This is a genomic window from Paenarthrobacter sp. NPDC090517 (assembly GCF_044769165.1).
Lineage (GTDB): Bacteria > Actinomycetota > Actinomycetes > Actinomycetales > Micrococcaceae > Arthrobacter.
The window spans coordinates 389,339-413,303 of sequence record NZ_JBIVXN010000001.1 but is presented as its reverse complement, the minus strand read 5'-3'; the positions used below and the strand labels follow the sequence as shown (position 1 = coordinate 413,303).

23 protein-coding genes are annotated in these 23,965 nt (G+C 60.7%); 15 read left to right on the top strand and 8 right to left on the bottom strand.

Annotated elements, in window-relative coordinates:
• Positions 1–34: 34 nt before the first annotated feature.
• The 3 genes from ACIQTW_RS01875 to ACIQTW_RS01865 all read right to left on the bottom strand — a co-directional run bounded on the left by ACIQTW_RS01875 (position 35) and on the right by ACIQTW_RS01865 (position 2,156).
• Positions 35–673, bottom strand: coding sequence for an MBL fold metallo-hydrolase (locus ACIQTW_RS01875; RefSeq protein ID WP_402933087.1), 639 nt, complete (start codon positions 671–673; stop codon positions 35–37).
• Positions 670–1,755, bottom strand: coding sequence for an S-(hydroxymethyl)mycothiol dehydrogenase (locus ACIQTW_RS01870; RefSeq protein WP_309076292.1), 1,086 nt, complete (start codon positions 1,753–1,755; stop codon positions 670–672). Before ACIQTW_RS01870 ends, ACIQTW_RS01875 begins: the two co-directional genes overlap by 4 nt.
• A 143-nt stretch (positions 1,756–1,898) precedes the next feature.
• Positions 1,899–2,156: a mycoredoxin gene (locus ACIQTW_RS01865; protein ID WP_017197512.1), complete on the bottom strand. Its 258-nt coding sequence runs from the start codon at positions 2,154–2,156 to the stop codon at positions 1,899–1,901.
• A gap of 169 nt (positions 2,157–2,325) precedes the next feature.
• On the opposite strand from ACIQTW_RS01865, the gene ACIQTW_RS01860 reads away from it, so the two are divergent.
• Positions 2,326–3,072 (top strand): SOS response-associated peptidase, encoded by a 747-nt coding sequence (locus ACIQTW_RS01860; RefSeq protein ID WP_402936169.1) that lies wholly within the window; start codon positions 2,326–2,328, stop codon positions 3,070–3,072.
• Between the two features lie 3 nt (positions 3,073–3,075).
• On the opposite strand, the gene ACIQTW_RS01855 is transcribed toward ACIQTW_RS01860, so the two are convergent.
• Positions 3,076–3,465, bottom strand: coding sequence for a hypothetical protein (locus tag ACIQTW_RS01855; protein WP_017197513.1), 390 nt, complete (start codon positions 3,463–3,465; stop codon positions 3,076–3,078).
• 46 nt (positions 3,466–3,511) lie between these two features.
• Positions 3,512–4,048, bottom strand: coding sequence for a TetR/AcrR family transcriptional regulator (locus ACIQTW_RS01850; RefSeq protein ID WP_402933083.1), 537 nt, complete (start codon positions 4,046–4,048; stop codon positions 3,512–3,514).
• A 52-nt stretch (positions 4,049–4,100) separates the two neighbouring features.
• Between ACIQTW_RS01850 and ACIQTW_RS01845 the strand changes: the two genes are divergently transcribed.
• The 7 genes from ACIQTW_RS01845 (at position 4,101) to pdxS (ending at position 13,703) form a co-directional block, all read left to right on the top strand.
• On the top strand, positions 4,101–5,162 hold the full coding sequence (locus ACIQTW_RS01845; RefSeq protein WP_402933080.1) for an FAD-dependent monooxygenase: 1,062 nt from the start codon (positions 4,101–4,103) through the stop codon (positions 5,160–5,162).
• 81 nt (positions 5,163–5,243) lie between these two features.
• Positions 5,244–5,588, top strand: coding sequence for a DUF6504 family protein (locus ACIQTW_RS01840; protein ID WP_402933077.1), 345 nt, complete (start codon positions 5,244–5,246; stop codon positions 5,586–5,588).
• 3 nt (positions 5,589–5,591) lie between these two features.
• Positions 5,592–9,128, top strand: a complete 3,537-nt coding sequence (locus ACIQTW_RS01835; RefSeq protein ID WP_402933074.1) for a DNA polymerase III subunit alpha — start codon at positions 5,592–5,594, stop codon at positions 9,126–9,128.
• 151 nt (positions 9,129–9,279) lie between these two features.
• Positions 9,280–11,289, top strand: coding sequence for a threonine--tRNA ligase (thrS, locus tag ACIQTW_RS01830; protein WP_402933071.1), 2,010 nt, complete (start codon positions 9,280–9,282; stop codon positions 11,287–11,289).
• 19 nt (positions 11,290–11,308) lie between these two features.
• Entirely contained in the window at positions 11,309–11,902 is a 594-nt protein-coding gene (locus ACIQTW_RS01825; RefSeq protein WP_402933068.1) for an HIT family protein, read from the top strand.
• Positions 11,892–12,521, top strand: a complete 630-nt coding sequence (gene pgsA, locus ACIQTW_RS01820) for a phosphatidylinositol phosphate synthase (RefSeq protein WP_402933065.1) — start codon at positions 11,892–11,894, stop codon at positions 12,519–12,521. The genes ACIQTW_RS01825 and pgsA overlap by 11 nt, the downstream gene beginning before the upstream one ends.
• Positions 12,522–12,776: 255 nt before the next feature.
• Complete coding sequence (pdxS, locus tag ACIQTW_RS01815) at positions 12,777–13,703, top strand: pyridoxal 5'-phosphate synthase lyase subunit PdxS (protein ID WP_017197521.1); 927 nt, start codon at positions 12,777–12,779, stop codon at positions 13,701–13,703.
• A 198-nt stretch (positions 13,704–13,901) separates the two neighbouring features.
• On the opposite strand, the gene ACIQTW_RS01810 is transcribed toward pdxS, so the two are convergent.
• Positions 13,902–15,914 (bottom strand): M3 family metallopeptidase, encoded by a 2,013-nt coding sequence (locus tag ACIQTW_RS01810; RefSeq protein ID WP_402933062.1) that lies wholly within the window; start codon positions 15,912–15,914, stop codon positions 13,902–13,904.
• 74 nt (positions 15,915–15,988) lie between these two features.
• Between ACIQTW_RS01810 and ACIQTW_RS01805 the strand changes: the two genes are divergently transcribed.
• Entirely contained in the window at positions 15,989–17,254 is a 1,266-nt protein-coding gene (locus ACIQTW_RS01805; protein ID WP_402933059.1) for a CapA family protein, read from the top strand.
• A gap of 3 nt (positions 17,255–17,257) precedes the next feature.
• Here ACIQTW_RS01805 and ACIQTW_RS01800 read toward each other — a convergent pair whose 3' ends face one another.
• Both ACIQTW_RS01800 and ACIQTW_RS01795 read right to left on the bottom strand, forming a co-directional pair.
• The gene (locus tag ACIQTW_RS01800) at positions 17,258–18,052 is read right to left on the bottom strand and encodes a type 1 glutamine amidotransferase (protein WP_402933056.1); all 795 of its coding nucleotides are present in this window, start codon (positions 18,050–18,052) and stop codon (positions 17,258–17,260) included.
• Positions 18,049–19,380 (bottom strand): Mur ligase family protein, encoded by a 1,332-nt coding sequence (locus ACIQTW_RS01795; RefSeq protein WP_026005304.1) that lies wholly within the window; start codon positions 19,378–19,380, stop codon positions 18,049–18,051. The genes ACIQTW_RS01800 and ACIQTW_RS01795 overlap by 4 nt, the downstream gene beginning before the upstream one ends.
• 102 nt (positions 19,381–19,482) lie before the next feature.
• On the opposite strand from ACIQTW_RS01795, the gene pdxT reads away from it, so the two are divergent.
• The 6 genes from pdxT to yajC all read left to right on the top strand — a co-directional run bounded on the left by pdxT (position 19,483) and on the right by yajC (position 23,931).
• On the top strand, positions 19,483–20,184 hold the full coding sequence (gene pdxT / locus ACIQTW_RS01790) for a pyridoxal 5'-phosphate synthase glutaminase subunit PdxT (protein WP_091467855.1): 702 nt from the start codon (positions 19,483–19,485) through the stop codon (positions 20,182–20,184).
• 3 nt (positions 20,185–20,187) lie between these two features.
• Positions 20,188–20,943, top strand: coding sequence for a YebC/PmpR family DNA-binding transcriptional regulator (locus tag ACIQTW_RS01785; RefSeq protein ID WP_091467853.1), 756 nt, complete (start codon positions 20,188–20,190; stop codon positions 20,941–20,943).
• 65 nt (positions 20,944–21,008) lie between these two features.
• On the top strand, positions 21,009–21,587 hold the full coding sequence (gene ruvC, locus ACIQTW_RS01780) for a crossover junction endodeoxyribonuclease RuvC (RefSeq protein WP_026005305.1): 579 nt from the start codon (positions 21,009–21,011) through the stop codon (positions 21,585–21,587).
• 103 nt (positions 21,588–21,690) lie between these two features.
• Complete coding sequence (gene ruvA / locus ACIQTW_RS01775) at positions 21,691–22,335, top strand: Holliday junction branch migration protein RuvA (protein ID WP_402933050.1); 645 nt, start codon at positions 21,691–21,693, stop codon at positions 22,333–22,335.
• Positions 22,328–23,404, top strand: a complete 1,077-nt coding sequence (gene ruvB, locus ACIQTW_RS01770) for a Holliday junction branch migration DNA helicase RuvB (RefSeq protein WP_402933048.1) — start codon at positions 22,328–22,330, stop codon at positions 23,402–23,404. Before ruvA ends, ruvB begins: the two co-directional genes overlap by 8 nt.
• A 143-nt stretch (positions 23,405–23,547) precedes the next feature.
• Entirely contained in the window at positions 23,548–23,931 is a 384-nt protein-coding gene (gene yajC / locus ACIQTW_RS01765) for a preprotein translocase subunit YajC (protein WP_402936167.1), read from the top strand.
• Positions 23,932–23,965 lie beyond the last annotated feature (34 nt).

Sequence of the window (23,965 nt, the reverse complement as noted above, 5' to 3'; positions counted from 1 at the left end):
GCGAACTAAACCGCGAAGCTGGCTCGCGCTGGAGCTAGTGGCCCCTTGCGATCCATTCATCCAGGTGCGGCTTCTCCGCGCCGATGGTGGTGGAATCGCCGTGTCCGGTGCGGACCACGGTTGCCTCGGGCAGGGGGAAGAGCTTGGTCTGGATGGACTCGATGATGGTGGGGAAGTCGCTGTAGGAGCGTCCGGTCGCACCGGGTCCGCCTTGGAAGAGTGTGTCTCCGCTGAAGAGTGTTTCTTCGCTGGGCAGGTGGAACGAGACAGACCCGGGCGAGTGTCCCGGAGTGTGGATCGCTTTCAGTGTTGCACCGGCAACGGTGAACTCGTCTCCGTCCTCGATTGCGACGTCGGGATCAATTTCGGGGAACACTGCCCGCCATAGCATCCAGTCGTCCTGGTGCAGGTGGATGGGAGCTTTGACGAGCTCCCAAAATTCGCCGGCGGAACTGATGTGGTCGTCATGGCCGTGTGTCAGCAAGATGGCTTTGACGGTGCGGCCGCCCACGGCCTCACGAATCGCTTCGGGGTTGTGGGCCGGGTCGATGACGATGCATTCGGAGTCGTCGCCGATGATCCAGACGTTGTTGTCAACGTCCCAGGTTCCGCCGTCCAGGGAGAATGTCCCGGAAGTAACAACGTGATCGATTGAGAGGTTGCCGGCGCTCACAGCTCAACCACCGATCGCAGGACAGCACCTTGATGCATTTTGTCGAACGCTTCTTCGACCTGGTTGATGGTGATGCGCTCGGTCACGAACGCGTCCAGGTCCAGTTTGCCCTGCTTGTAGAGGTCCACGAGCATGGGGAAGTCCCGGGAGGGCAGGCAGTCTCCGTACCAGGATGACTTGAGTGATCCGCCACGGCCAAAAACGTCCAGGAGTGGTAGTTCCAAGGTCATCTCCGGAGTGGGGACACCAACCAGGACCACGGTGCCTGCGAGGTCACGGGCGTAGAACGCCTGCTTGTAGGTTTCGGGACGTCCGACGGCGTCAATCACCACGTCTGCGCCGAAGCCACCTGTCAGGGCACGGATTTCTTCGACGGGGTCGCCTGCGGATGAATCCACGGTGTGTGTCGCACCGAGTTCCTTGGCGCGTTCGAGCTTCTTTGCGTCGATGTCAACGGCGATGATGGTGGTGGCTCCTGCGAGCGCGGCACCGGCGATGGCTGCTACGCCCACGCCGCCGCAACCAATGACGGCCACCGAGTCGCCTCGTTTGACGCCGCCGGTGTTCAGCGCCGCACCCAAGCCTGCCATGACGCCGCAGCCGAGCAGCCCTACAGCGGCGGCATCGGCGTCGGGGTCTACCTTGGTGCATTGCCCGGCGGCGACCAGGGTCTTTTCTGTGAAGGCCCCGATGCCCAGTGCAGGTGAGAGTTCCGTGCCGTCTTCGAGGGTCATCTTTTGCGTGGCGTTGTGGGTGTTGAAGCAGTACTGGGCTTGGCCTCGGTTGCAAGCTCGACAGTTACCGCAGACTGCGCGCCAGTTCAGGACGACGCGGTCGCCGGGGGCTACATCTGTGACGTCGGGGCCTACTGCACTGACGACGCCGGTGGCTTCGTGGCCGAGCAGGAACGGAAAATCGTCGCTGATGCCGCCCAGTTTGTAGTGGAGGTCTGTGTGGCAGACACCGCTGGTGAGGATGTCCACCAGCGCTTCCCCCGGACCGGGCTCGGGAACCAGGATGGTTTCTAGGGTTGCGGGCGCGCCTTTGGAGCGGACGACGACACCTTTGACTGCGTGGACCATGGAGATGTTCCCTTCGGGCTCTCGGAGAGCAGGCCCACTAATGCAGCAGGGCCCGCTACGGATTCCCATTCTGTCTATCACAGGTGACAGACAGTATGTGGATTGTTCCGTGCGGGCCCAGGCAGTAGCCGAGTGGACGCAGCTTAGGCGGCCAAGCGGTTTTCGACTTCGGAGGCTGAGGGGTTGGTGGCCGCGGTTCCGTCGGGGAACAGCACGGTGGGGACGGTTCGGTTGCCTCCGTTGAGCTGCTCGACGAGTTCGGCAGTGCCATCTACTTCTTCGATGTTGATCTCGGTGTAGCCGATGCCTTTGGCGTCCAGCTGCTTCTTCAGCCGGTTGCAGTAGCCGCACCAGGTGGTCGAGAACATGGTGATGGTGCCGGAGTCGGGAGTGAAGTCCACAGAGCTCTCCTCAGTAATTGATCGTTTGCACGGGATGGTTCGTTGTTATCAACGGTAACCCGCGTCGGAATAATTCCCGTTCGGTGGCGAAGCCGGGTTACGTCACATGCCTGCGCTGGTGCGTTCGGCGGGGAGGGGGCAGACTGTTGCCATGTGTGGACGTTATGTGATGGCCCGTGCGGTGGGGGATCTGCTTGCCGATTTTGACGCCGAGCTTGAGAACGAGATTGCCCTTGAGAAATCGTGGAATGTGGCTCCTACGGATGCTGTTCCCATTGTGTTGGAGAGGTTGATTGACGACGACGTCAAGAGGCAGCTTCACGTCGCGAAGTGGGGGCTGGTGCCCTCATGGGCGAAGGACCCCAAGGGCGGTGCGAGGCTTATCAACGCCCGCAGCGAAACCTTGTTGGAGAAGCCATCCTTCAAGAAAGCCGCTGTAGCCAGGCGTTGTGCGGTTCCGGCGGATGGCTACTACGAGTGGAAGAAGGGCGAGGGCAAGAACAAGCAACCGTATTATGTGCATCCGGCGGACGGCCACGGTCTGGTTTTTGCGGGGTTGTACGAGTGGTGGCGGGACCAGTCAGCTTCCCCTGATGATCCGGGCCGCTGGTTGCTGTCGATGTCCATCCTGACCGCCGACACCCCGACGGTGGAGGAGGCGCGAACCCGGCGCAGCGCTTCGGTATTTGACGAACTGACTGCCCTCCATGACCGGGTTCCGTTGCCCATGAGCACTGAGACGATGGAAGCGTGGTTGGATCCGCGGGAGAAGGACGCCCAGGGCTTGGTGGAAATGGTTCGATCCAAAGCACACGACGCCGCCGCAGCTTGGACGCTGGACCCGGTGGGGGCCGCGGTGGGTAACGTCCGCAACAACTCCCCGGAACTTATCGAACCGGTGGAAGGGCTCTTCTAGGAGTCAGAGGGCTTCGTTCACCGGCACGCCGGATTGGAACTCCCGGCCATCGGCTTCGCTGAAGCCCGTCATGACGTGGCCTTTGCTCAGGCCGTGGATGGCCGACATCGGGAAGTTCCCCGTGATGACATTGCCGGAATGCTCCACGCCCTTGATGTCGTAGTTCTCCTCTGCACTGAGGGAGTGGTTGAAGGAGTAGAACGAGATTGCCTCGCCGTTCATGAACTCGATGCCGAGCCGGCGCTGTGAGGAATAGTCCTCACTGGCAGCAACAAGGCCCACGACGTAAGCGCCGGAGCCTGGTATGTTGCCATCGATTTCGAACCGTGCCACGAGGTTGTCGTCTTCGGCGGAGATGCTGACCTGCTTCAGGAGTGCGTCATTGGTGCTCATGCCACAATCCTGCTCTGTGGACCGGCTGCCGTCCACCCCTTGGGTGTCATCCTTCCAGGAGCCGCCGGACGCTCCGCGCCACCGTAGCCCTGCTTACGTCCTGGCCTTTGCGGGCGGTCAGCAGGTGCATGGCCAAGCCGTCGCTGTAATCGGAAACAGCTTCCGCCCGGGCCCTTGCTTCGGGTATGCCCATGGCTTCAAGCAGTTGCGCCAAAGCCGATACCAGCCGCTCGTGCCCGGCGGCCACGACATCTGGCTGGTCAAGGGCAAAGGCGAAACGGGCCCGGGTCAGTTCCGCGTTCTCATGCGCGAGCCCCATGACCGCGCCGGCGATCTGATCGGCCAAGGTGGCTACCGACGTCGGAATTTCCATACCACCCTGCTGGAGCAGGAGGCGGTCCCGTTCTTCAACGCGGTCGACGGCGGCCGCCACCAGTGCTGCACGGTTGCGGAAGTAGTTCGAGGTAGTTCCGACGGCGGCACCTGCCTGGGCGTCGACGGCCCGGTGGGTCAGTCCCTTGAGGCCCTTGGTGGCAACGACTGCGAGCGCTGCGTCAGCAAGTTCTGTTCGTCGGTCAGGCATGGCGAAAGTCTAGCTTCAACCCCTATCTGTACTACAAATGTAGTAGTACAGTGTGGCCATGGAAAAAGTGGACATTATTGGTGGAGGAATCGCAGGGCTGGCACTCGCTGGCATGCTCGACCCCGGAAGGTTCGACGTCACTGTTTATGAGCAGCGGACCGAACTTCCTGCGGTCGGAACAACTCTGGCCATGTGGCCGGAAGCCCAGCAGGCGTTATCCAGGCTTGGGATACTCGGGGCCGTTCGGAGTCGAGGGGCCATCATCAAAGCCGGCGCACTTCGACGCCCCTCGGGAGAGGCCTTACTGTCCATGGAGGGAGAAGGGCTGCTGGGAGTATCCCGGCCCGAATTACTGAGACTGCTGGACACCGCGGTACCCGCCTCCGTACACCGGGTAGGTGGGAGGGCGGACAGCCTTTCAGGCGCAGCCGCGTTGACCGTGGGCGCCGATGGAGTCAACAGCATTGTCCGGAGGAATTCCTGGGGCAGGCGAAGTGCGGCAAAACCCACGCCCTTCCTGGCAGTCCGCGGAGTAGTTCCCGGAACCCCATCCCCACAGGACGTTGGAGAATACTGGGGACGCGGTGAAATTTTCGGCTTGGCCCCAGCCATCGGTGGAAGCAACTGGTACGCCTCCTTCCGTTCCGAGTTGGGCCCGGACAAGGTAGACGTCGCGGAGGCACTCGAAGTGACACGTCAACGCTATGCCAACTACTCGTCCGCAGTGCGGGACGTACTCTCGCAGGCAAACCCTGATACGTCACTGGCGCAACGCATCTGGACCACACCGCCCATGGGCCGTTACACGCATGGGAACCTTGCGCTGGTAGGGGATGCAGCACACGCCATGACCCCAAACCTGGGCCGTGGCGCCTGCGAAGCGCTCATCGATGCCGTAACCCTGGGCGGGCTGCTGAACAACCACTCTGTGGACCAAGCGCTCGCCGCCTACAACAGGAGGCGGGTCTTCCGCACTCAGCTACTCAGGTTGGCCTCTTCCGCCATGGGGACCGTTGCGCTCGCCCAGGGCGCGCAACTATGGCGCGATGCCTTGCTGACGCAGGTGGGTAAACGTGTAGGGGGAAACCGTGAGGGGGCTGGAACTTCGAAGTAGGTTTTGTCGGGGCGTCGGCGTAAACTGGATTTATTCGAACATACTTTCGAATAAGGTTTCCTGGTGTAAAGAGGTGAAGGCATGGGACTGTTCAGTGAATCCGTCGGAGTTAACTGCACTGACGCAGGCCAACCGCGGGAAGTCCACTGGAAAGGCACGCAGTACACCGTCACCAACGAACCTGTTCGATGGTACGAACGGCGCCAATGGTGGCTTGAAGAAAGCCGCGCCCCCCTTGGAAGCGGAGCTGGCCTGGTTGACCACGAGATCTGGCGTGTACAACTCCTGCCAACCTCACCTGACGCAGAAACCAGCCACTCCATCACCCTCGACCTGGTCCGGCACGTAGGAAGCGGACGCTGGAGGCTCCTGCGCATCCACGACGCCGCACCAGCACGCGCCGTGGAACCCGAAGAAGCGGCCTGAACGTTGAGCTTCACCCACCTGCACGTCTCCACAGCCTTCAGCGCACACTACGGCGTCTCCTGGCCGGAGGAGCTGGCCCAAACAGCCGCAGCAGACGGCGCCACCGCGCTCGCCTGCACGGACCGGGACGGCCTTTACGGCACCATAAAACACCTCAAAGCATGCATGGACGCAGGCATCGACCCCATCGTTGGGGTGGACCTGGCAATATTCGACGACGACGGCGACCAACGCACCCAAGTCGCGGGCCGCGTCGTCGTACTCGCCCACGGAAACAACAACGGCGCCGGGTACAGGGCACTGTGCCGCCTCATCTCCGACGCCCACGCGCGCACTTCAGGGAAAGCCGGGGGAGCAGTCCCCGCTGCAGTCACACGCGGCGAACTCGCCTCAAGGACCCTCGACCCCAAAACCCTCAAACCAGTCCTGACCGTGCTGATAGGACCCGACTCAGACGTCGGCCAAGCCATGGGAGGCCGCAAATACCTCAGGCCCAGAACCCTCTTCAAACAATGGATCGACGCCATGCCACCCGGCACAATGGTCGCTGAAGTCGTATCCCACCTCAGCGCCCCCGGAGAACCACTAAGCACAGCCCACGCCGTGCGCATGCTCAAGCTCGCACTCGAATACAACATTCCCGCAATCCTCAGCAACGCCGTCCGCTACTGCGCCCAGGACGGCGCCGCCACCGCAGACGTCCTCGACTCCGCACGAACCCTCAAATCCCTCCCGGAACTCTCAACGGCACCTCTGCCCCAACCAACAAGGATTCTTCAACCAACAGGGATGCTCCAACCAACAGGGCAGGGCTGGCTAAAGACGCCGCACCAAATGCTCCAACTCGGCAAAGAAATCATGAGCGCAGCAGGCCAAGGGAAATCCGACCTCACCAAACTCCTCGCAAACACAGAAGCGCTCGCAGACAAATGCCGCATCAATCCTGTACTTGATATGGGATGGAAAAAGCCGGTAGTTCCCGAAGCCTCCATCATTGGCATCGACGCTGACCCCATGATTGAACTCACCCAACGCTGCCAAGCCGGAATCAACCGACGGTTCCCGGGCATCAATGGAGATGCAGAAGAACATCTGCGCTCGCGGTTGGAGCACGAGCTGGGAATCATCGGCAGGCTCGGCTTTGCCTCGTATTTCCTTACGGTGGCCGAAGTTTCAAGGATGATCCTCGACATGGGGGTCAGGGTAGCTGCGAGGGGATCGGGTGCCTCAAGCCTGGTCAATTACTTGATCGATATCAGCCAGGTTGACCCTATCCGCCATGACCTCATCTTCGAGCGCTTCCTCTCTGGCCGCAGGTCAACACTTCCTGACATTGACATTGATGTGGAAAGCGCTGAAAGGCACAACGTCTACAGAAAGATTTTTGACCGCTTCGGTGCCGAACGCGTCACCCTGATGAGCATGCAAAACGGCTACAGGGCACGTGGTGCCGTTCGGGATGCAGGTATGGCCCTGGGAATGCCTGAAGAAGAAGTGGGTGAGATTGCCAAGCAACTGTGGAGATTCTCTGCACGTAAATTCCGTGAAGCCTTGGTGGAGAAGCCCGAGTTGCGCGATTTTGCCGGGCGCGTGGAACGGGGTGCCAAGGAAGAGAATCAGCAGTTGGATTTGTTGGTGGATCTCACCGAAAGGCTGGATCGGCTGCCCCGGCATATCTCCATGCATCCCTGTGGAGTGATTTTGGGAGATGCAACACTCCTGGACCGGACTCCCGTTCAACCCAGCGGCTTGGGCCTGCCCATGAGCCAGTTCGATAAACACGACATGGACCCCATGGGCATGCTCAAACTGGATGTTCTGGGAGTGAGAATGCAAAGCGCCATGGCCTTCGCCGTTCGGGAAGTAATCAGGCTGCATCCTTCCAAGGCTGAAGTTGTTGAAGCCGGGCGGCATCCAGTGGAGCCAGGGGGTGAAGGTCCCGACTACATAGCCCATGACGGCAGGATTGACCTCAACGCCGTGCCCTTCGACGATGAGCCCACCTATGAGTTGATCCGCAGCACCCACACACTTGGTTGCTTCCAGATTGAATCTCCGGGACAGCGAGAGCTCATTGGAAAGATGGCGCCCCGGGAATTCAACGACCTCATCATCGACATCTCACTTTTCAGGCCTGGACCCATGAAATCCGACATGGTGCGGCCCTTCCTGGAACATCGGCATGGCTTTGCTCCTGAGATCTATCCCCATCAGGACCTCAAACCGGTCTTGGAAGAAACCCACGGGGTCACGGTGTTCCATGAACAGATCCTGAAGACCTTCCACGTCATGACCAACTGCGGCTTGGACAGGGCTGATGAGTTTCGCAGAGCTTTGGGAGACGAAGTGCATGAGCCAGGGGTGGAGAAGTACTTCCGCAGGGAAGCAATCAAGAAATACTCTCCCGAAGTGGTGGACAAGGTCTGGGGAACCCTGAAAGCCTTCGGCAGTTTTGGTTTCTGCAAGGCCCACGGTGCTGCCTTTGCGGTGCCCACTTATCAATCTGCCTGGCTCAAGGCCCATCATCCCGAGGCCTTTCTGGCAGGCCTGTGGGAACACGATCCCGGGATGTATCCCAAACGCCTGCTGGTAGCTGAAGCCCGCAGACTCGGCATTCCCATCCTGCCTTTGGATATCAACAGGAGCCAAGCTGAATACAGAGTGGAGAAAATCCAACAGGGACCCGATCAGGGCAAGCTCGGAATCCGCTTGAGCCTCACAGGAATCTACGGACTTTCAGGTGCAGAGTTGAAGCGGATTGTGGCCGGGCAACCTTACGATTCCCTGGCGGACCTGCGGGCGCGGGCAAGGGTGAGCAAGCCGAATATCAAAAGACTTGCCCAACTCGGAGCTTTCGATGCTTTGCACAAAGACTCCGGTGGAAAAGCCAACCGGGCCGACCTCGTTCACCATTTGCAGGCGCTCCAAAGCAGCCCCTCAAAGAAAGCTGCGGATGTCATTGATGGTCAATTGTCATTTGCCCTGGGTGATATTGAGTTGAGGAACCTGGCTCCTGAACTTCCCGAGCCTTCCATGGTGGACAACGTCAGGGCGGAACTTGATCTCATGGCTGTGGATGTCAGCGAGCATCTGATGGATAGCCACAGGCCCCTGTTGGACAAACTGGGAGTTACAACTGCCGACAAACTCCTGGGCTTGCGCAACGGTACCGAAGTCCTTGTGGCAGGGGTCCGGATTGCGACCCAGACACCACCCATGCGAGGCGGGCGGCGCGTCGTCTTCATCAGCATCGACGACGGTACCGGTTGTGTGGATTCGGTCTTCTTCCATGAAGCGCAGGAAGAATCCGGGCCTCTGTTGTTTGGTACCCGCCTGCTGCTGATCCGTGGAACCACCAGAAGGACAGGTCCTAAGGGAATCAGCCTGAGCGCCAGTAAAGCCTGGGACCTCAGCCGGCCTGAAGCGTTACCATTTGCCCAACTCCTACCTGCCGAAACCGGGCTGCCGGAGGGATATACCCACCATGGGCCGCTCCACGGCATCTCCAGGAACCTTGCCATCACTGGCTTGGGAAGCTGAACCCGCGGCAGAATCACGCCTCCGCCAGCCCAATTCGGCCCCGGCGCGCTGCTTTGGCCGCGTTCGCTGAAGCGGATACGATTGACGGTGGCTGGCTGTGGTCCCCGTACGCCACAAGCTATGAAGCCTTAACTATGAATAGGAGACACCCGTGTCAGATGCCCAACAGATCACCCTCATCGTCGATGGCGAAGAGACCAAGGTGACGGAAGGGACTACCGGCGCGGAACTCTTCTTCGAGCGCCGCGATGTCGTTGTAGCCCGTGTCAATGGTGTGCTGAAGGACCTTGACCAGGTCCTCACCGAGGGCGCAGACGTCGAGGGCGTCACCATCGATTCCCCCGACGGGCTCAACGTTCTCCGCCACTCAACAGCCCACGTCATGGCACAGGCTGTCCAGCAGTTGCGCCCCGAAGCCAAGCTCGGCATCGGCCCGTACATCACTGACGGCTTCTATTTCGACTTCGACGTCGCTGAGCCGTTCACCCCGGAAGACCTCCGCACGCTGGAAAAGATGATGCAAAAGATCATCAACCAGAACCAAAAATTCGTTCGCCGCGTGGTCACCGAAGAAGAAGCCCGCGAAGCGATGGCCAACGAGCCCTACAAGCTGGAGCTGCTGGGCAAGAAGAACGACGCAAGCGACACGGCGGAAGGCGTCAACGTCGAGGTAGGCGCCGGCGACATCACGATCTACGACAATGTGGATCGAAAGAGCGGCGAGAGCATCTGGTGCGATCTTTGCCGTGGACCCCACCTGCAGAACACCAAAATCATCTCCAACGCCTTCGCGTTGACCCGCTCGTCAGCCGCATACTGGCTCGGCAACCAGAACAACCAGCAGTTGCAGCGCATTTACGGCACCGCGTGGCCCACCAAGGAAGCCCTCAAGGCTTACCAGGAACGCATTGCTGAAGCAGAGCGCCGCGATCACCGCAAGCTCGGCGTCGAACTTGACCTCTTCTCCTTCCCGGATGAGCTGGGCTCAGGCCTCCCTGTGTTCCACCCCAAAGGCGGCATCATCCGCAAGGCCATGGAGGATTACTCCCGCCAGCGCCACGTGGACGCTGGTTACGAGTTCGTCTACACCCCGCACATCACCAAGGGACACCTCTACGAGGTCTCCGGACACCTTGACTGGTACAAGGACGGCATGTTCCCCGCGATGCAGGTGGACGCCGAATACAACGAAGACGGCAGCGTGCGGAAGCCGGCGCAGGATTACTACCTGAAGCCGATGAACTGCCCCATGCACAACCTGATCTTCCGCTCCCGGGGCCGGTCCTACCGCGAACTTCCGCTGCGCCTCTTCGAGTTCGGCTCGGTGTACCGCTATGAAAAATCCGGGGTCGTGCACGGTCTGACCCGCGTCCGTGGCATGACACAGGACGACGCCCACATCTATTGCACCCGCGAGCAGATGAAGGACGAGCTCACCACCACGCTGAACTTCGTCCTGGGCCTGCTCAAGGACTATGGCCTGGATGACTTCTACCTGGAGCTCTCCACCAAGAACGAAGAGAAGTTCGTTGGTGACGATGCCGCCTGGGAGGAAGCTACCCGCACTCTTTCCGAAGTTGCTGCGGCCTCCGGCTTGGAGCTTGTACCGGACCCGGGTGGAGCAGCATTCTACGGACCCAAGATCTCCGTCCAGGCAAAGGACGCGCTCGGCAGGACCTGGCAGATGTCCACCATCCAGCTGGACTTCAACCTGCCTGAGCGTTTCGAACTGGAGTACCAGGCGGCTGACGGCACACGCCAGCGGCCAGTCATGATCCACCGCGCCCTTTTCGGTTCAGTGGAACGCTTCATGGGTGTGCTCACCGAGCACTACGCCGGGGCGTTCCCCGCCTGGCTCGCTCCAGTCCAGGTGGTGGGAATCCCTGTGGCGGAAACATTCAACGACTACATGTTCGACGTCGTTGGCCAGCTCAAAGCTGCAGGAATCCGTGCCGAGGTTGATATTTCCTCGGATCGGTTCCCGAAGAAAATCCGCACGGCCAGCAAAGACAAGATCCCGTTCGTCCTGATTGCCGGTGGTGAGGACGCAGAAGCCGGTGCGGTGTCGTTCCGCTTCCGGGACGGCAGCCAGGATAACGGGGTTCCCGTGGCCGAGGCGGTCCGCAGGATCGTAGACGCCGTCAAGAACCGCGAGAGCTGACGGAACGGACACATAGACGGTGCAGGAGAACACAGGCGCGGCAGCTGACCTTCCGGGCGACGCCAGCGTAACCGATGACTTCGGATTGGCGGGCGTACCGGACGCGTTTCAGCGCCTGTGGACTCCGCACCGTATGGCCTACATCAAGGGCGGGCAGGATCAATTCAAGAACAAGGATGACTGCCCGTTCTGTGTAGGACCCGCGCGCTCGGATGAGGAATCCCTCATCGTCCATAGGGGAAGGACCTGCTATGTGGTCCTGAATCTGTTCCCCTACAACCCCGGCCATCTGTTGATCTGTCCCTACCGGCACGTTCCCGACTACACGGATATCACAGTAGAGGAGACGGCAGAGTTCGCCGATCTCACCCAAACTGCCATGCGGGTGCTGCGGAAAGTTTCGAATCCGAGCGGCTTCAATTTGGGAATGAACCAAGGCGTCACCGGCGGTGCAGGCATCGCCGCGCACCTCCATCAGCACGTGGTTCCGCGCTGGGGCGGCGATGGAAACTTCTTCCCGATCATCGCCCAGACAAAGGCCATTACGCAGACCCTTGATGAGGTCCGCAAGCTTGTGGCCGAAGCCTGGCCGGGGGAGTCGAATGCTCAATAGGCATGCGCGCGGCTTTTTCACTTCACTTTTTACTCCTCTAGCGCGTTGGCTCCTCAGGATCGGTGTGTCTCCAGACGCCGTGACCATTGCAGGGACCGCAGGCGTCATCCTCGGGGGGCTTATCCTCTACCCGCTGGGCTTCTTGTGGTGGGGTTCAGTCGTGGTCGCCTTTTTTGCTTTCTCGGATGTAGTAGACGGAATCATGGCAAGGCTGCAGGGGCGGAGCGGTGGTTGGGGCAATTTCCTGGACTCCACTTTGGACCGTCTCGCCGATGGCGCGATTTTTGCCGGCATCACCATCTGGTTTTTCACCGGAGGTGAGGATCCGGCAATAGGCGCCGCCGCCGTCGTCTGCCTTGTTCTTGGCATGGTTGTTTCCTATGCGCGTGCCAAAGCGGAGTCCTTGGGCTACCAAGCCAGCGTGGGGATCGCAGAGCGCGCAGAACGCTTGGCTTCCGTGCTGCTCATCACAGGGCTCACGGGATTGGGGCTCCCCCCGGTTGTGTTGTTCGGGACCCTGATCCTGCTTGCCCTGGCCAGTCTGGTGACAATCGTCCAGCGAATGTCCGCAGTGCGTCGGCAAGCCATGGCTGAAGCCGATGGAACCACCGCAGCGTAAAAGACCAGCAGGCAATGCATGCCAGTGGAACTGGCAAGCGACCAAAGTGGCTCGTGCACGGTTGTGCACCTGCCCTACTACAGCCCCCTTTGTTGCCCGCTAAGGCAGTAATGAATGTACTGCCACCTTGCAAGGTGCGACTACTATTACTAGTACTTGGTCACCTTGACCTGAAACCCGGTGTGCGCTGATTGCGGTCGTGTGGCTGCGCGCGCCTCCGGCAAAAAGGTCGTTTATCTACCCATAGGGGTTTTTGTGTCTACACCAGATGTAAGCAACGAAGCCGGTTCGTCCGCGAACAGCGTCACGGGCAGCAGCCGTGTTAAGCGGGGCATGGCGGAGATGCTCAAGGGCGGCGTCATCATGGACGTCGTTAACGTCGAGCAGGCCCGCATCGCCGAGGATGCCGGTGCCGTGGCTGTCATGGCGCTCGAGCGTGTCCCGGCCGATATCCGCGCCCAGGGCGGCGTGTCCCGCATGTCCGATCCCGACATGATCGATGCGATCATCGCTGCCGTGTCCATCCCGGTCATGGCCAAGGCCCGCATCGGCCACTTCGTCGAAGCCCAGGTCCTCCAGTCCCTCGGTGTCGACTACATCGACGAGTCCGAGGTCCTGACCCCGGCCGACTACATCAACCACATCGACAAGTGGAACTTCACCGTTCCCTTCGTTTGTGGTGCCACCAACCTCGGTGAGGCCCTGCGCCGCATCAACGAGGGCGCAGCGATGATCCGTTCCAAGGGCGAGGCCGGAACCGGCGATGTTTCCAACGCCACCGGGCACATGCGCAAGATCCGTTCCGAGATCGCAAAGCTCGCAGCCCTTCCCGAGGACGAGCTCTATGTTGCGGCCAAGGAACTGCAGGCCCCGTACGAACTGGTCAAGGAAGTTGCCGCCACCGGCAAGCTCCCCGTAGTCCTGTTCACCGCCGGTGGCATCGCCACCCCGGCTGACGCTGCAATGATGATGCAGCTCGGCGCCGACGGTGTGTTCGTTGGTTCCGGGATCTTCAAGTCCGGAAACCCGGCAGAACGTGCCGCCGCCGTCGTCAAGGCCACCACGTTCCACGACGACCCCGATGTCATCGCCAAGGTCTCCCGTGGCCTCGGCGAAGCCATGGTGGGCATCAACGTCGACGACATCCCCCAGCCGCACCGCCTGGCTGAGCGCGGCTGGTAAGCCGCACTTAAGTCTCGGACAGCGGCAATCCTCTGCGTGCTATTCCCCGCGCCCCGTTGGCAGCTAAGTAGCTGCTCAGGGCGCGGGGCCCCTTTTACGCACACTGCCGGATCGCCCCTGCCCTCAGCTTGAGGTGCTTGAGGTTATGAACGACGCCGGACGGTCGCCTTATGAGGTGAGCGTCCGGCGTCGTTGTGTTTAGCTGAGACCTCGGCGCTTTAGTAGGGGGGCCAGCTCGGCGTCGCGGCCTCGGAATGAGCGGAAGGAGTCCAGCGGATCGCGGCTGTTACCCCTCGACAGCAGCTCGGATCTGAACCGGTCTCCGTTGGAGCGGGTAAGGCCGCCGTTTTCTTTGAACCACTCCACGGTGTCCGCATCCAGCACCTCGCTCCAAATGTAGGAGTAGTAACCGGCCGCGTAGCCCGCGCCAGCGAAGATGTGCTGGAAATAGCCTGTGCGGTACCGCGGCGGGATAAGTGGGTGCGCGATTCCCGCGTCCGCCAAAGCCTTGGCCTCGAAGGCGGGAATGTCGTCCGGAACTTCGGACTCGGACAGCACGTGCCAGGCCAGGTCAAGCAGTGCCGCGCCGAGGTATTCGGTAGTTGCGAAACCTTCTCCCCACAACAACGACTCATTGAGCTTGTCCACTGTTTCCTGGGGGAGAGCCTCCCCGGTGGAGTAATGCCGTGCGTAGTTGGCCAGTACCTCGGGCCACATGATCCACATTTCGTTGACCTGAGACGGGTACTCCACAAAGTCGCGCGGCACGGACGTACCGGAGAACCGTGGATAGGTGACGTCCGAAAAGAGCCCATGCAGGGCGTGGCCGAATTCATGGAAAACGGTACGGACCTCATCCAACGACAAAAGTGTAGGCTCACCGGGCGCTGGCTTGGTGATGTTGAGGTTGTTAACCACCACGGAGCGCGTTCCCAAGAGGCTGGACTGCTCCACGAGGGAATTCATCCAGGCACCTCCGCGCTTTGATTCCCGCGTGTAGTAGTCGCCCAGGAAGAGGCCGAGGCCGCTGCCGTCTTCATTCCGGACCTCCCAGATCCGGACGTCGGGGTGATAGCCTTCCAAATCACCGCGTTCATGGAAAGTGACCCCGTAAAGCCGCGTTGCCGCATGGAAGACACCGTCGTTGAGCACGGTGTCAAGGCTGAAGTAGGGCAGGAGTGCCTGTTCGTCCACCTCGAACCTCTCCTTTCGGACACGGGCAGAGTAGTACGCCCAATCCCACGGCTCGAGTTCGTGGCCGGCGTATTCGGCCAAGGCGTCTGCCTCCGAATGGGCGTTACGCATAGCAGCCGGTGCCAACCGACCCAGCATCGCCTGTACCTCGCTGAACCCTGGTGCGGTTTGCTGGTCCACCACCAACTCAGCGAAGTTGGCGAAGCCCAGGAGAGTTGCTTTCTCGGCCCGCAACCGTGCCGTTGCCTTCACCAGGTCGCGGACATCCAGGTCGCCGCCATCCGTGCCCCGCGCCAGGGACGCTTCGAATAGGCGACGGCGTATGGCACGGCTCTCCAAGGACGCCATGGCGGGTTGGTTGCTCGGTTGGATCAAGGTCAGCAAGTACTTGCCGTCCTGCCCGGCAAGCTTGGCTGCTTCTGCGGCGCCGGTGACCACTTCCGGCTGGAGACCGGCAAGATCATCGGCGTCGTCAAGAAGCAGGGCGGCGGTCTTCATGGCTTCCTTGACGCGCTGGCCAAACTCGGTGCCCAATCGGGACAGCTCGGCGTTAACTTCACGCAAGCGTTGTTGCCCGCTGTCATCCAGTTGAATTCCGGATTGCCGGAACTCCTTGAGGTACTCCTGCACCAGCCGGGACGATTCTTCATCCAGGCTGGCTGTGTCGATGTCGGCGAACCGTTGGTAGAGCGCGCGGTTCATGTACACAGCATCCTGGTGCGCCGAGAACTTGGGTGACAATTCTGTCTCCAGCGCCTTGATGGCGTCGGAAGCATCCGCAGAAACGAGTGTGAAGAATGCCGCAGCGGCCCTGTTGAGGAGAAGCCCTGACTGCTCCATGGCCATCGCCGTGTTTTCCCAAGTAGCTGGCTCCGGATTGGCCACGATCCGGGAAATTTCCTGAAGGTGCGATGCCAGCCCTGCCTCAACGGCCTCCGCATAGTGCTCTGCCGAGATGCCAGCGAAGGGTGGGAGCCCATAGGGGAGAGGGCTGGGGCTCAGGAGTGGGTTAGTCATGAAGTGACTCTTTCACGTAAGAATCGTGTCCTCAAGAGCGGCACGCCCGGCTTCCTCAAAGCTTCCGCCGTAGGATGAAAGCCATGGGCAAAATCACATTTTCCGGGAGATGGTTCCGTCCTCGCAAGGCGGCACTCGTGTTGAGCGCCGCGGCCATATCCCTACTGCTTAGCGCTTGCGGAGTCATAGCGGAAAATGATGACGCGAACCGCAGCAGCGCCACTTCCGTCCCGGCGATCGAGAGCCCAAGCCCAGCCCGAACACCCGCGCCGAACCCTACTCCAGGCAAGGGGCCCGCGTGCCCCGAGTTGCGCTGCACCTCCATCACGGTGACAGGCGACATGTTGGTGCATACCCAGCTCTGGCAACAAGCGAGAGCGGACGCTGCCGCAGCTGGTCAGCCCGGCTATACGTTCGTTCCGCTCCTCGAGGGGCAGCGTCGCTACATTCGTAACAGCGACCTCGCCATCTGCCATCAGGAAACCCCCGTTGCTACCCCGGAAGGGCCTTTCTCTGCCTACCCTTCCTTCAACGTCCCACCACAGATCATCACAGCCTCCAAGGAAGTTGGCTACCAGGCCTGCACAACGGCGAGCAACCACACCATTGATCGCGGTACCGAAGGTTTGCTCCGAACGCTGGACGCGTTGGACGCGGCGGGTTTGAAGCACACGGGTTCCTACCGGACGGAAGCGGAGTCCAAAGAGATACTCATGCTCCAAACGGACGCTGCCAAGGTGGCGGTGATCATTGGAACGTACGGCCATAACGGGCAGATCCCTGAGTACCCGTGGTTGGTTGACGAACTGGATCCAGCGGCCATGATTGCGAAGGCAACACAGGCGAAGGCGTTGGGAGCCGACATTGTCCTGGGCGTCATGCACGCCGGTGACGAGTACGCCAGCGAAGCCAATGCCCAGCAACAGGAAGTTGCTCACGCGTTGGTGGACAGCGGCCAGTTCACCATGATCTATGGGCACCACACCCACTCGGTGCTGCCGATCGAGAATTACAAGGGCACCTGGATTGTGTACGGGCTGGGCAACGGTGTCACCGAACTGTCCCCTTGGTACGTCCTCAATAATGAAGGCCTGCTGGTCAGGGCGCAGTTCAGCCAGAACGCCGCAGGTGTTTGGACTGCTTCGGACCTCGCCTGGGCACCGTCAGTGATCGTTCGCGATCCTTATCGTTGGTGCTCCGTGGCCAGCGATGCACCCCAGGGAGTCTGCGCCACCCCCGCGGCCGATGCCGAGACCTACCAGCGAACCAAAGCGGTGGTTGAGTCCATGGGCGCAGCAAGTGCCGGCGCCCATGAACTGCTGATCACCAAGGAAAAGTAGCGCCTACCGCGGCCGGCGTGCGGCGTGTTCGCGCGCAAGGCGGGCATAACCGTCGTCGGGCGTTCCCGGCACGAACGCTCCAAACTTGCGTTCGGCTGCCGTCCGGATCAGGAAGTCCGCAATGGCCGGATTCTTCGGCAGCAATGAACCGTGCAGGTAGCTCGCTACGATGTTGTTGTAGCGGGCGCCCTCATGCCCGTCCTTGCTGTTGTTGCCAGCGCCCTTGGTAACAGTGCCGAGGGGGTCGACGCCGGGACCCAAGGTTGTCTGCCCGCTGTGGTTTTCGTAGCCCAGGATGTCGCCGAATTCGGCAGATTTCATGGTTACGTTGCCGATGAGACGCTCGTCAGTTCCGTGGGTTTCGACGTCAAGAATGCCGATGCCGGGAATGACGGGCCCCGTGCTGGTCTTGAAGAACCTGCCGAAAAGCTGGTACAGCCCACAAATCACCAACATGGGGGCGCCCTCATCCGCGAGCTGCTTCAACTGCGCAGCACGGGCCTGCAGATCGTCCTGAATGACGAGCTGTCCACTGTCCTGCCCGCCTCCGCCCACAATAATGTCGACGTCGTCCGGGAACTCGTCGCCCACGTTGTACTCGAGCAACTCCGGCGTATAGCCGTGCCACTTGATCCGTTGCTTCAGGACAAGGGCGTTGCCCCAGTCGCCGTAGATGTTCATTTCCCGCGGGTAGAGCTGGAGGACGCGGATTGTTCCCTTGCTGGGCTGAGCGTCCAGTTGGGGCTGAGCGTCCGGGTGCGGCTGGGTTTCCGGCTGGGGCTGTGCTTCCGAGGTCATGAGACCACCTCAACTATGGTGATTTTGGCCAGTTCACGGCGTATGGCGAGCATGGAGGTGTAAGTGCAGAAAATGCGCTTGGGCTTGCCTCGCGAGCCGTCAATAAAAGTCCGCAGTGCTGCGGTGATGTCCGGTTCGACCACCCCGAAGGGCACGTCGTCGTATTGGAGGCGGAGCGCCATGTCGTACGCGCGGACTCCGGTGAGGACTTCCACGCCGTCTTCCCTCAGGGAATCGAACTCAACGTCCCAGAGCCAGGACATGTCCCTCCCGTCGGCGTAGTTGTCGTTGATGGCAATCATGGTGGCATACCCGCCGGCAGGGAAGGACTTAAGCCCTAGTCGGAAACCGCTGGGGTTCTTCACGAGCACCAATTCCAAGGGCTGGCCGTCCACCGTGAGGCTTTCGCCGCGGCCGAACGCGGGAGCAACTTCTCCCAAGGCCTTCACGAGTTTGGGCGTGTCCACCGGCCCGGTTCCCAGGATGGCCCGCGCCAGCGACAATGCTGCCGCAGCATTGAAGATGTTGTAGACACCACGCAGTTTCATGGATGTGGTGACGGTTTCGTCATCGAACTCAAAGTCAGCGTCCTGGGCACCTACCCGGCGGAGTACGACGTCGGCAGCCGGCAGGTCTACGTCGTCACCGGTTTCTGCGGCAACAGAGGTGCCTGACGGGGATGGACCAATGCCCGTTGTGCGCATTTCGTCGTCGTTCGGGAAAGTGCTGCGCAACGATTCATCGAGTCCGAAGTACCTGATTTCGGGGTGGTGAACGGCGTCTAGAGTGTTGAGGGCAGCGGCAATCCGGGCTACTCGGGGGTCTTCGCGGTTGAGGACCACGGTGTCTGTCGTCTTGGAGGCGATGTGCTCCAGCAAACGGGCCGTTTTGTCGATTTCGCCGAAGCGGTCCAGTTGGTCGCGCAGGACATTCAAAAGAAGGCTGAAGCGTGGCTCCACTTTGTTGACGAAGTGCACGGCGTGGGCTTCATCGAGTTCCAGGATGGCGATGTCCGCATCGAGTCGTCCACGCCAATCCACATCGCCCAGGAGCGATGCGGCCACACCTCGGGTGAAGTTGCTGCCGCTGCGGTTGGTGAAGACCTTCAAGCCTTGGCTTTCAAGGAGTTCCACCACCATCTTGGTAGTAGTCGTTTTACCGTTGGTGCCACTGACCACGGCTACACCGAGGGGGAGCGACGCCAGCGTTCGCTGCATGAAGCCGGGGTCAATTTTCTCGACCACCAGACCGGGAAAAGCTGAGCCTCCACCCCGGAGGCGGGACAGTGTGCGGACCAGCTTGCCGAGGGGAACGCTGAAGGAAAGCATGCTCTGTAATATATCCCAGTCGGGGCATGGAACCCTGCCTGACGGCAGCGCCCGACGGCCGGACACAGGGTTACTGAGGGCTTGGACCACTATGATGGACCAATGACCAACCCCCTTTCCGACGCTTCGTCACGCGTGGGTGCAGGACTCCGAATAGGCGTGCTGGCTCTCCAGGGCGACTTCCGCGAGCATATCCACGCTGTTGAGGCCGCTGGAGCCACCGGCGTGGGTATTCGCCGCCCGTCAGAGCTCGACGACATCGACGGCCTGATTATCCCCGGCGGCGAGTCCACCACCATAGACAAGCTTTCCCGGATCTTCGAAGTCCGTGACCCCCTTCAAAAGCGCATCGCGGAGGGCCTTCCGGTCTACGGCTCCTGCGCCGGCATGATCCTGCTGGCCAATGAAATTGCAGACCCGGCTACGGACCTTGACGGAAACCCCCAGCAGACTTTCGGCGGCCTGGATATTACGGTCCGCCGCAACGCTTTCGGAAGACAACGCGAATCCTTCGAAACCGACCTCGATTTCAAGGGCTTGGATTTCAGTGCCGGTGAATCCGGTGTGGATCCCGTTCACGCGGTATTCATCCGCGGCCCCTGGGTGGAACGTGTTGGTCCGGGCGTGGAAGTCCTTGCCCAGGTTGATCCCGACCACGCCAGCCACACGGCTACATTGCATGGAGTGGCTAGAATTGTTGCAGTGCGTTCCGGCCAACTGCTGGCCACCTCCTTCCACCCGGAAGTGACGGGAGAGAAACGCGTGCATGAACTCTTTATTCGAATGATCAGAGGAGAAGCGTAAAGCATGTCAGGCCACTCCAAATGGGCGACCACCAAGCACAAGAAAGCCATCATTGACGGCAGGCGTGCAAAGTCGTTCGCGAAACTGATCAAGAACATCGAAGTTGCTGCGCGCATGGGTGGACCGGACCTTGCCGGCAACCCTGGCCTTGAGCTCGCAGTCACGAAGGCGAAGAAAACTTCGGTACCCAACGACAACATCGATCGCGCCATCAAGCGTGGTGCGGGCCTCACCGGTGAAGTGGTGGACTACACCGAGATCATGTATGAAGCCCGCGGTCCCCAGGGTTCGGCTTTGTTGATTGAGTGTCTGACCGACAACAAGAACCGTGCCGCTTCCGAGGTGCGCCTGGCGATTTCGCGCAACGGTGGCACCATCGCCGATCCCGGTTCCGTGAGCTACCTCTTCGCGCGCAAGGGTGTTGTTGTCTTGCCCAAGAACGGCCTCAGCGAAGACGACATCCTGATGGCTGTCCTTGATGCCGGAGCCGAGGAAGTCAAGGACAGCGGTGAAAACTGGGAAATCCACTCGGAGCCCTCCGATCTCCAGGCCATCCGTGATGCCTTGAAGGAAGCCGGTATCGACTACGAGACTGACGAAGCCGAATTCGTTCCGTCCATGCAGGTGGACTTGGACGTTGACGGCGCCAAGAAATTCATGAAGCTCGTGGATGCGCTGGAAGACCTGGACGATGTCCAGAACGTTTACAGCAACGCGGACCTCAGCGAGGAAGTGCAGGCCGCCCTCGACGCCGAGTAATCGGGTGGGTGCAGCGCAACAACTTTGACAACCAGCAGGTTTACAGCCATCAGGAAGGCCCGGACTTGACTCTTCGCGTATTGGGAGTCGATCCGGGCCTTACCCGTTGCGGCATCGGTGTGGTGGACATTGAGCGGAACCGCCGGGCCACCATGGTGGCAGTCGGAGTGGTGGGCACCTCTGCCGAGCTGACCTTGGACAAGCGTTTGCTGGTCATTGCCCAGGCCATTGACGAATGGTTGGACCTGCACAAGCCGGATGTCGTCGCCGTCGAGCGTGTTTTCTCACAGATGAATGTGAGCACGGTGATGGGCGTAGCCCAGGCGTCGGGCGTCGTCATCGTGGCGGCAGCACGCCGCGGCATCCCGGTCGCATTGCACACACCTTCCGAGGTGAAAGCCGCGGTTACCGGCAGCGGGACTGCGAACAAGGATGCGGTCACCAAATTGGTGACCAAGATTCTGCGCCTGGATGCTCCACCCAAGCCGGCTGATGCTGCTGACGCCCTCGCACTGGCCCTCACCCACGCTTGGCGCGCAGGCAGTGGAATGGGCTCGGTTGGTGGCGCTAACGGAAAGGGCGGGCTCACTCCCGCGCAGAAAGCGTGGGCCGAAGCCGAAGCAAAAGCGCGCCGCAAACGGTGATTGTCAGCCGCCCTTGCTAGGGTATTCGTAGATATGTTCGGATAGTCCGCTTTGGCCGCAGTTTTCACGGTGACGGAGCAGGCAGTATTTCAGGAGCCGGGTCTTGATCAGTTTTCTCCGTGGAACCGTAGCCCACGTTGGTTTGTCCACCGCTGTAATCGACCTCAACGGTGCGGGTATGAGTGTCTTCGCCACTCCGCAGACCTTGAGCCACCTCAAAACAGGAACCGAAGCCAAGCTCTTCACTTCCATGATCGTCCGTGAAGATTCACTCACGCTGTTCGGGTTTGCCGACGACGACGAACGCGAAGTCTTCGACGTCCTGCTCAGTGTCAGCGGGGTTGGGCCGCGTTTGGCCTTGGCTGTTCTCGCCGTGCACGAACCGGAAGCCATCCGGGTGGCGGCCCACACTGGTGACAGCAAGGCATTTACCAAGGTGCCGGGCATTGGTCCCAAGGTTGCCGGCCGCATTGTCCTCGAGCTGGCCGGAAAGTTGGTTCCGCACGGAACCGGCGCGGGTACTGCTCCCGCCGCAGCCCCGAACGCGCAATGGAAGCCGCAGGTAGTCGCAGCCATGACCAGCTTGGGATGGTCCGAGAAGGACGCCAACGGCAGCATCGACAAAGCCATGGCGGACTCGCCGGAACTCGTGGACGCAGGAAACGTAGCCCAAATACTTCGGGCTACACTGCGCTGGCTTGGCCAGGACGGCGCGCGCGCAGGCAACCGCGTAGGCAGCCGTGGCTGAGCAGTCACTCGTCAGCGGGGGCGAGGAACCGGAAGAGCGGGTCATTGAAGCTGCTCTCCGTCCCAAGAACCTGCACGACTTCGTAGGACAGCATAGGGTCCGCAAGCAGTTGGCTTTGGTGCTTGAGGCTTCGAAGATGCGTGGCCGCAGCGCCGACCACGTGCTGATGTCCGGGCCTCCGGGACTCGGCAAGACCACCCTTGCCATGATCATCGCCGCGGAGATGAACGCACCGTTGCGTATCAGCAGCGGACCGGCCATCCAGCACGCCGGGGATCTCGCAGCCATCCTTTCCTCGCTCTCGGAGGGCGAGGTCCTGTTCCTTGACGAAATCCACCGCATGTCCAGGCCAGCAGAAGAAATGCTGTACATGGCCATGGAAGATTTCCGCGTGGACATCGTGGTGGGCAAAGGAGCAGGCGCAACTGCGATCCCGCTGGAGCTTCCTCCCTTCACCCTGGTAGGTGCCACCACACGCGCAGGACTTCTGCCGGGCCCCCTGCGGGACCGGTTCGGTTTCACCGGGCACCTTGAGTTCTATTCCGTGGCCGAACTCGAACTTGTCCTCCGCCGTTCTGCCGGGCTTCTGGACTTGAAGGTAAACTCCGCTGGTTTCACCGAGATCGCCGGTCGGTCACGGGGAACACCGCGTATAGCCAACCGGCTGCTGCGCCGTGTGCGTGACTGGGCGCTTGTGCATGGCATCGAGCAAATCGATGCCCGTTCGGCGTCAGCTGCCTTGGATATGTACGAAGTAGACGAACGCGGCTTGGACAGGCTGGACAGGTCCGTTCTTGAAGCCCTGATAACCAAGTTCAACGGTGGCCCTGTTGGCTTGTCCACGTTGGCTATTGCCGTCGGCGAAGAACCAGAAACGGTGGAGACCGTGGCTGAACCGTTCCTTGTACGTGAGGGACTTTTGGGACGGACTCCGAGGGGCCGAATCGCGATGGCGTCCGCCTGGACCCACCTCGGCTACGCAGTACCGGCCGGAGTCTTTGGCCAAGAGACCCTCGCCTTGTTCGGTGAGGACGAAAACCACGCCGAAAGCATAGATACGGTCGGTTAACACGCTCTGTTCAGCTTTTCCCACTAGACTGGTATGACGCTCGGCACGTTCGAGTCCTTGATCCATGCCCGCTATGCGGATCTGCCAGGGACGTTGCCGTGAACCAAAACGTAAGTACAGAACGGAACTTCCCTGTGGATCCAATGACCATATTGCTGTTCGTCATGCTTGGACTCTTTGTCTTCATGATGTTCCGCCGCAACAAGAAGACCCAGCAGCAGCAGGCTGAAATGCAGTCCAAGTTCGCTCCTGGTGTCGACGTCATGACCAGCTTCGGTCTCTTTGGCCGCATCGTGTCCATCGACGAAGCTGAGAACAAGGTCGTCATCGAACTTTCCCCGGGTAACCAGGCAACGGTTCACCGCCAGGCAGTCACCAAGGTGGTTGAAACCACCCCCGAGGAAGCACCGGTTGTCCCGGATGACGCTTCTTCCCTGACAGCCGCAGAGGCTGAGGCTCCTGCCGCCGTCGAGACACCGGAAGAAACCATCGCGCGCCTCAACAAAGAGGACAAGAAGGACAACTAGCACCGTCAGTCGCGGCGACACCGCGCAAGGCAAC

What these genes read in the sequence shown, in the direction of transcription:
- ACIQTW_RS01870 (WP_309076292.1), bottom strand. Translation starts at nt 1,755, where the DNA reads ATGGTCCACGCAGTCAAAGGTGTCGTCGTCCGCTCCAAAGGCGCGCCC.
- ACIQTW_RS01860 (WP_402936169.1), top strand. Translation starts at nt 2,326, where the DNA reads ATGGCCCGTGCGGTGGGGGATCTGCTTGCCGATTTTGACGCCGAGCTT.
- ACIQTW_RS01855 (WP_017197513.1), bottom strand. Translation starts at nt 3,465, where the DNA reads ATGAGCACCAATGACGCACTCCTGAAGCAGGTCAGCATCTCCGCCGAA.
- ACIQTW_RS01850 (WP_402933083.1), bottom strand. Translation starts at nt 4,048, where the DNA reads ATGCCTGACCGACGAACAGAACTTGCTGACGCAGCGCTCGCAGTCGTT.
- ACIQTW_RS01840 (WP_402933077.1), top strand. Translation starts at nt 5,244, where the DNA reads ATGGGACTGTTCAGTGAATCCGTCGGAGTTAACTGCACTGACGCAGGC.
- pgsA (WP_402933065.1), top strand. Translation starts at nt 11,892, where the DNA reads ATGCTCAATAGGCATGCGCGCGGCTTTTTCACTTCACTTTTTACTCCT.
- ACIQTW_RS01810 (WP_402933062.1), bottom strand. Translation starts at nt 15,914, where the DNA reads ATGACTAACCCACTCCTGAGCCCCAGCCCTCTCCCCTATGGGCTCCCA.
- ACIQTW_RS01805 (WP_402933059.1), top strand. Translation starts at nt 15,989, where the DNA reads ATGAAAGCCATGGGCAAAATCACATTTTCCGGGAGATGGTTCCGTCCT.
- ACIQTW_RS01800 (WP_402933056.1), bottom strand. Translation starts at nt 18,052, where the DNA reads ATGACCTCGGAAGCACAGCCCCAGCCGGAAACCCAGCCGCACCCGGAC.
- ACIQTW_RS01795 (WP_026005304.1), bottom strand. Translation starts at nt 19,380, where the DNA reads ATGCTTTCCTTCAGCGTTCCCCTCGGCAAGCTGGTCCGCACACTGTCC.
- pdxT (WP_091467855.1), top strand. Translation starts at nt 19,483, where the DNA reads ATGACCAACCCCCTTTCCGACGCTTCGTCACGCGTGGGTGCAGGACTC.
- ACIQTW_RS01785 (WP_091467853.1), top strand. Translation starts at nt 20,188, where the DNA reads ATGTCAGGCCACTCCAAATGGGCGACCACCAAGCACAAGAAAGCCATC.
- yajC (WP_402936167.1), top strand. Translation starts at nt 23,548, where the DNA reads ATGACCATATTGCTGTTCGTCATGCTTGGACTCTTTGTCTTCATGATG.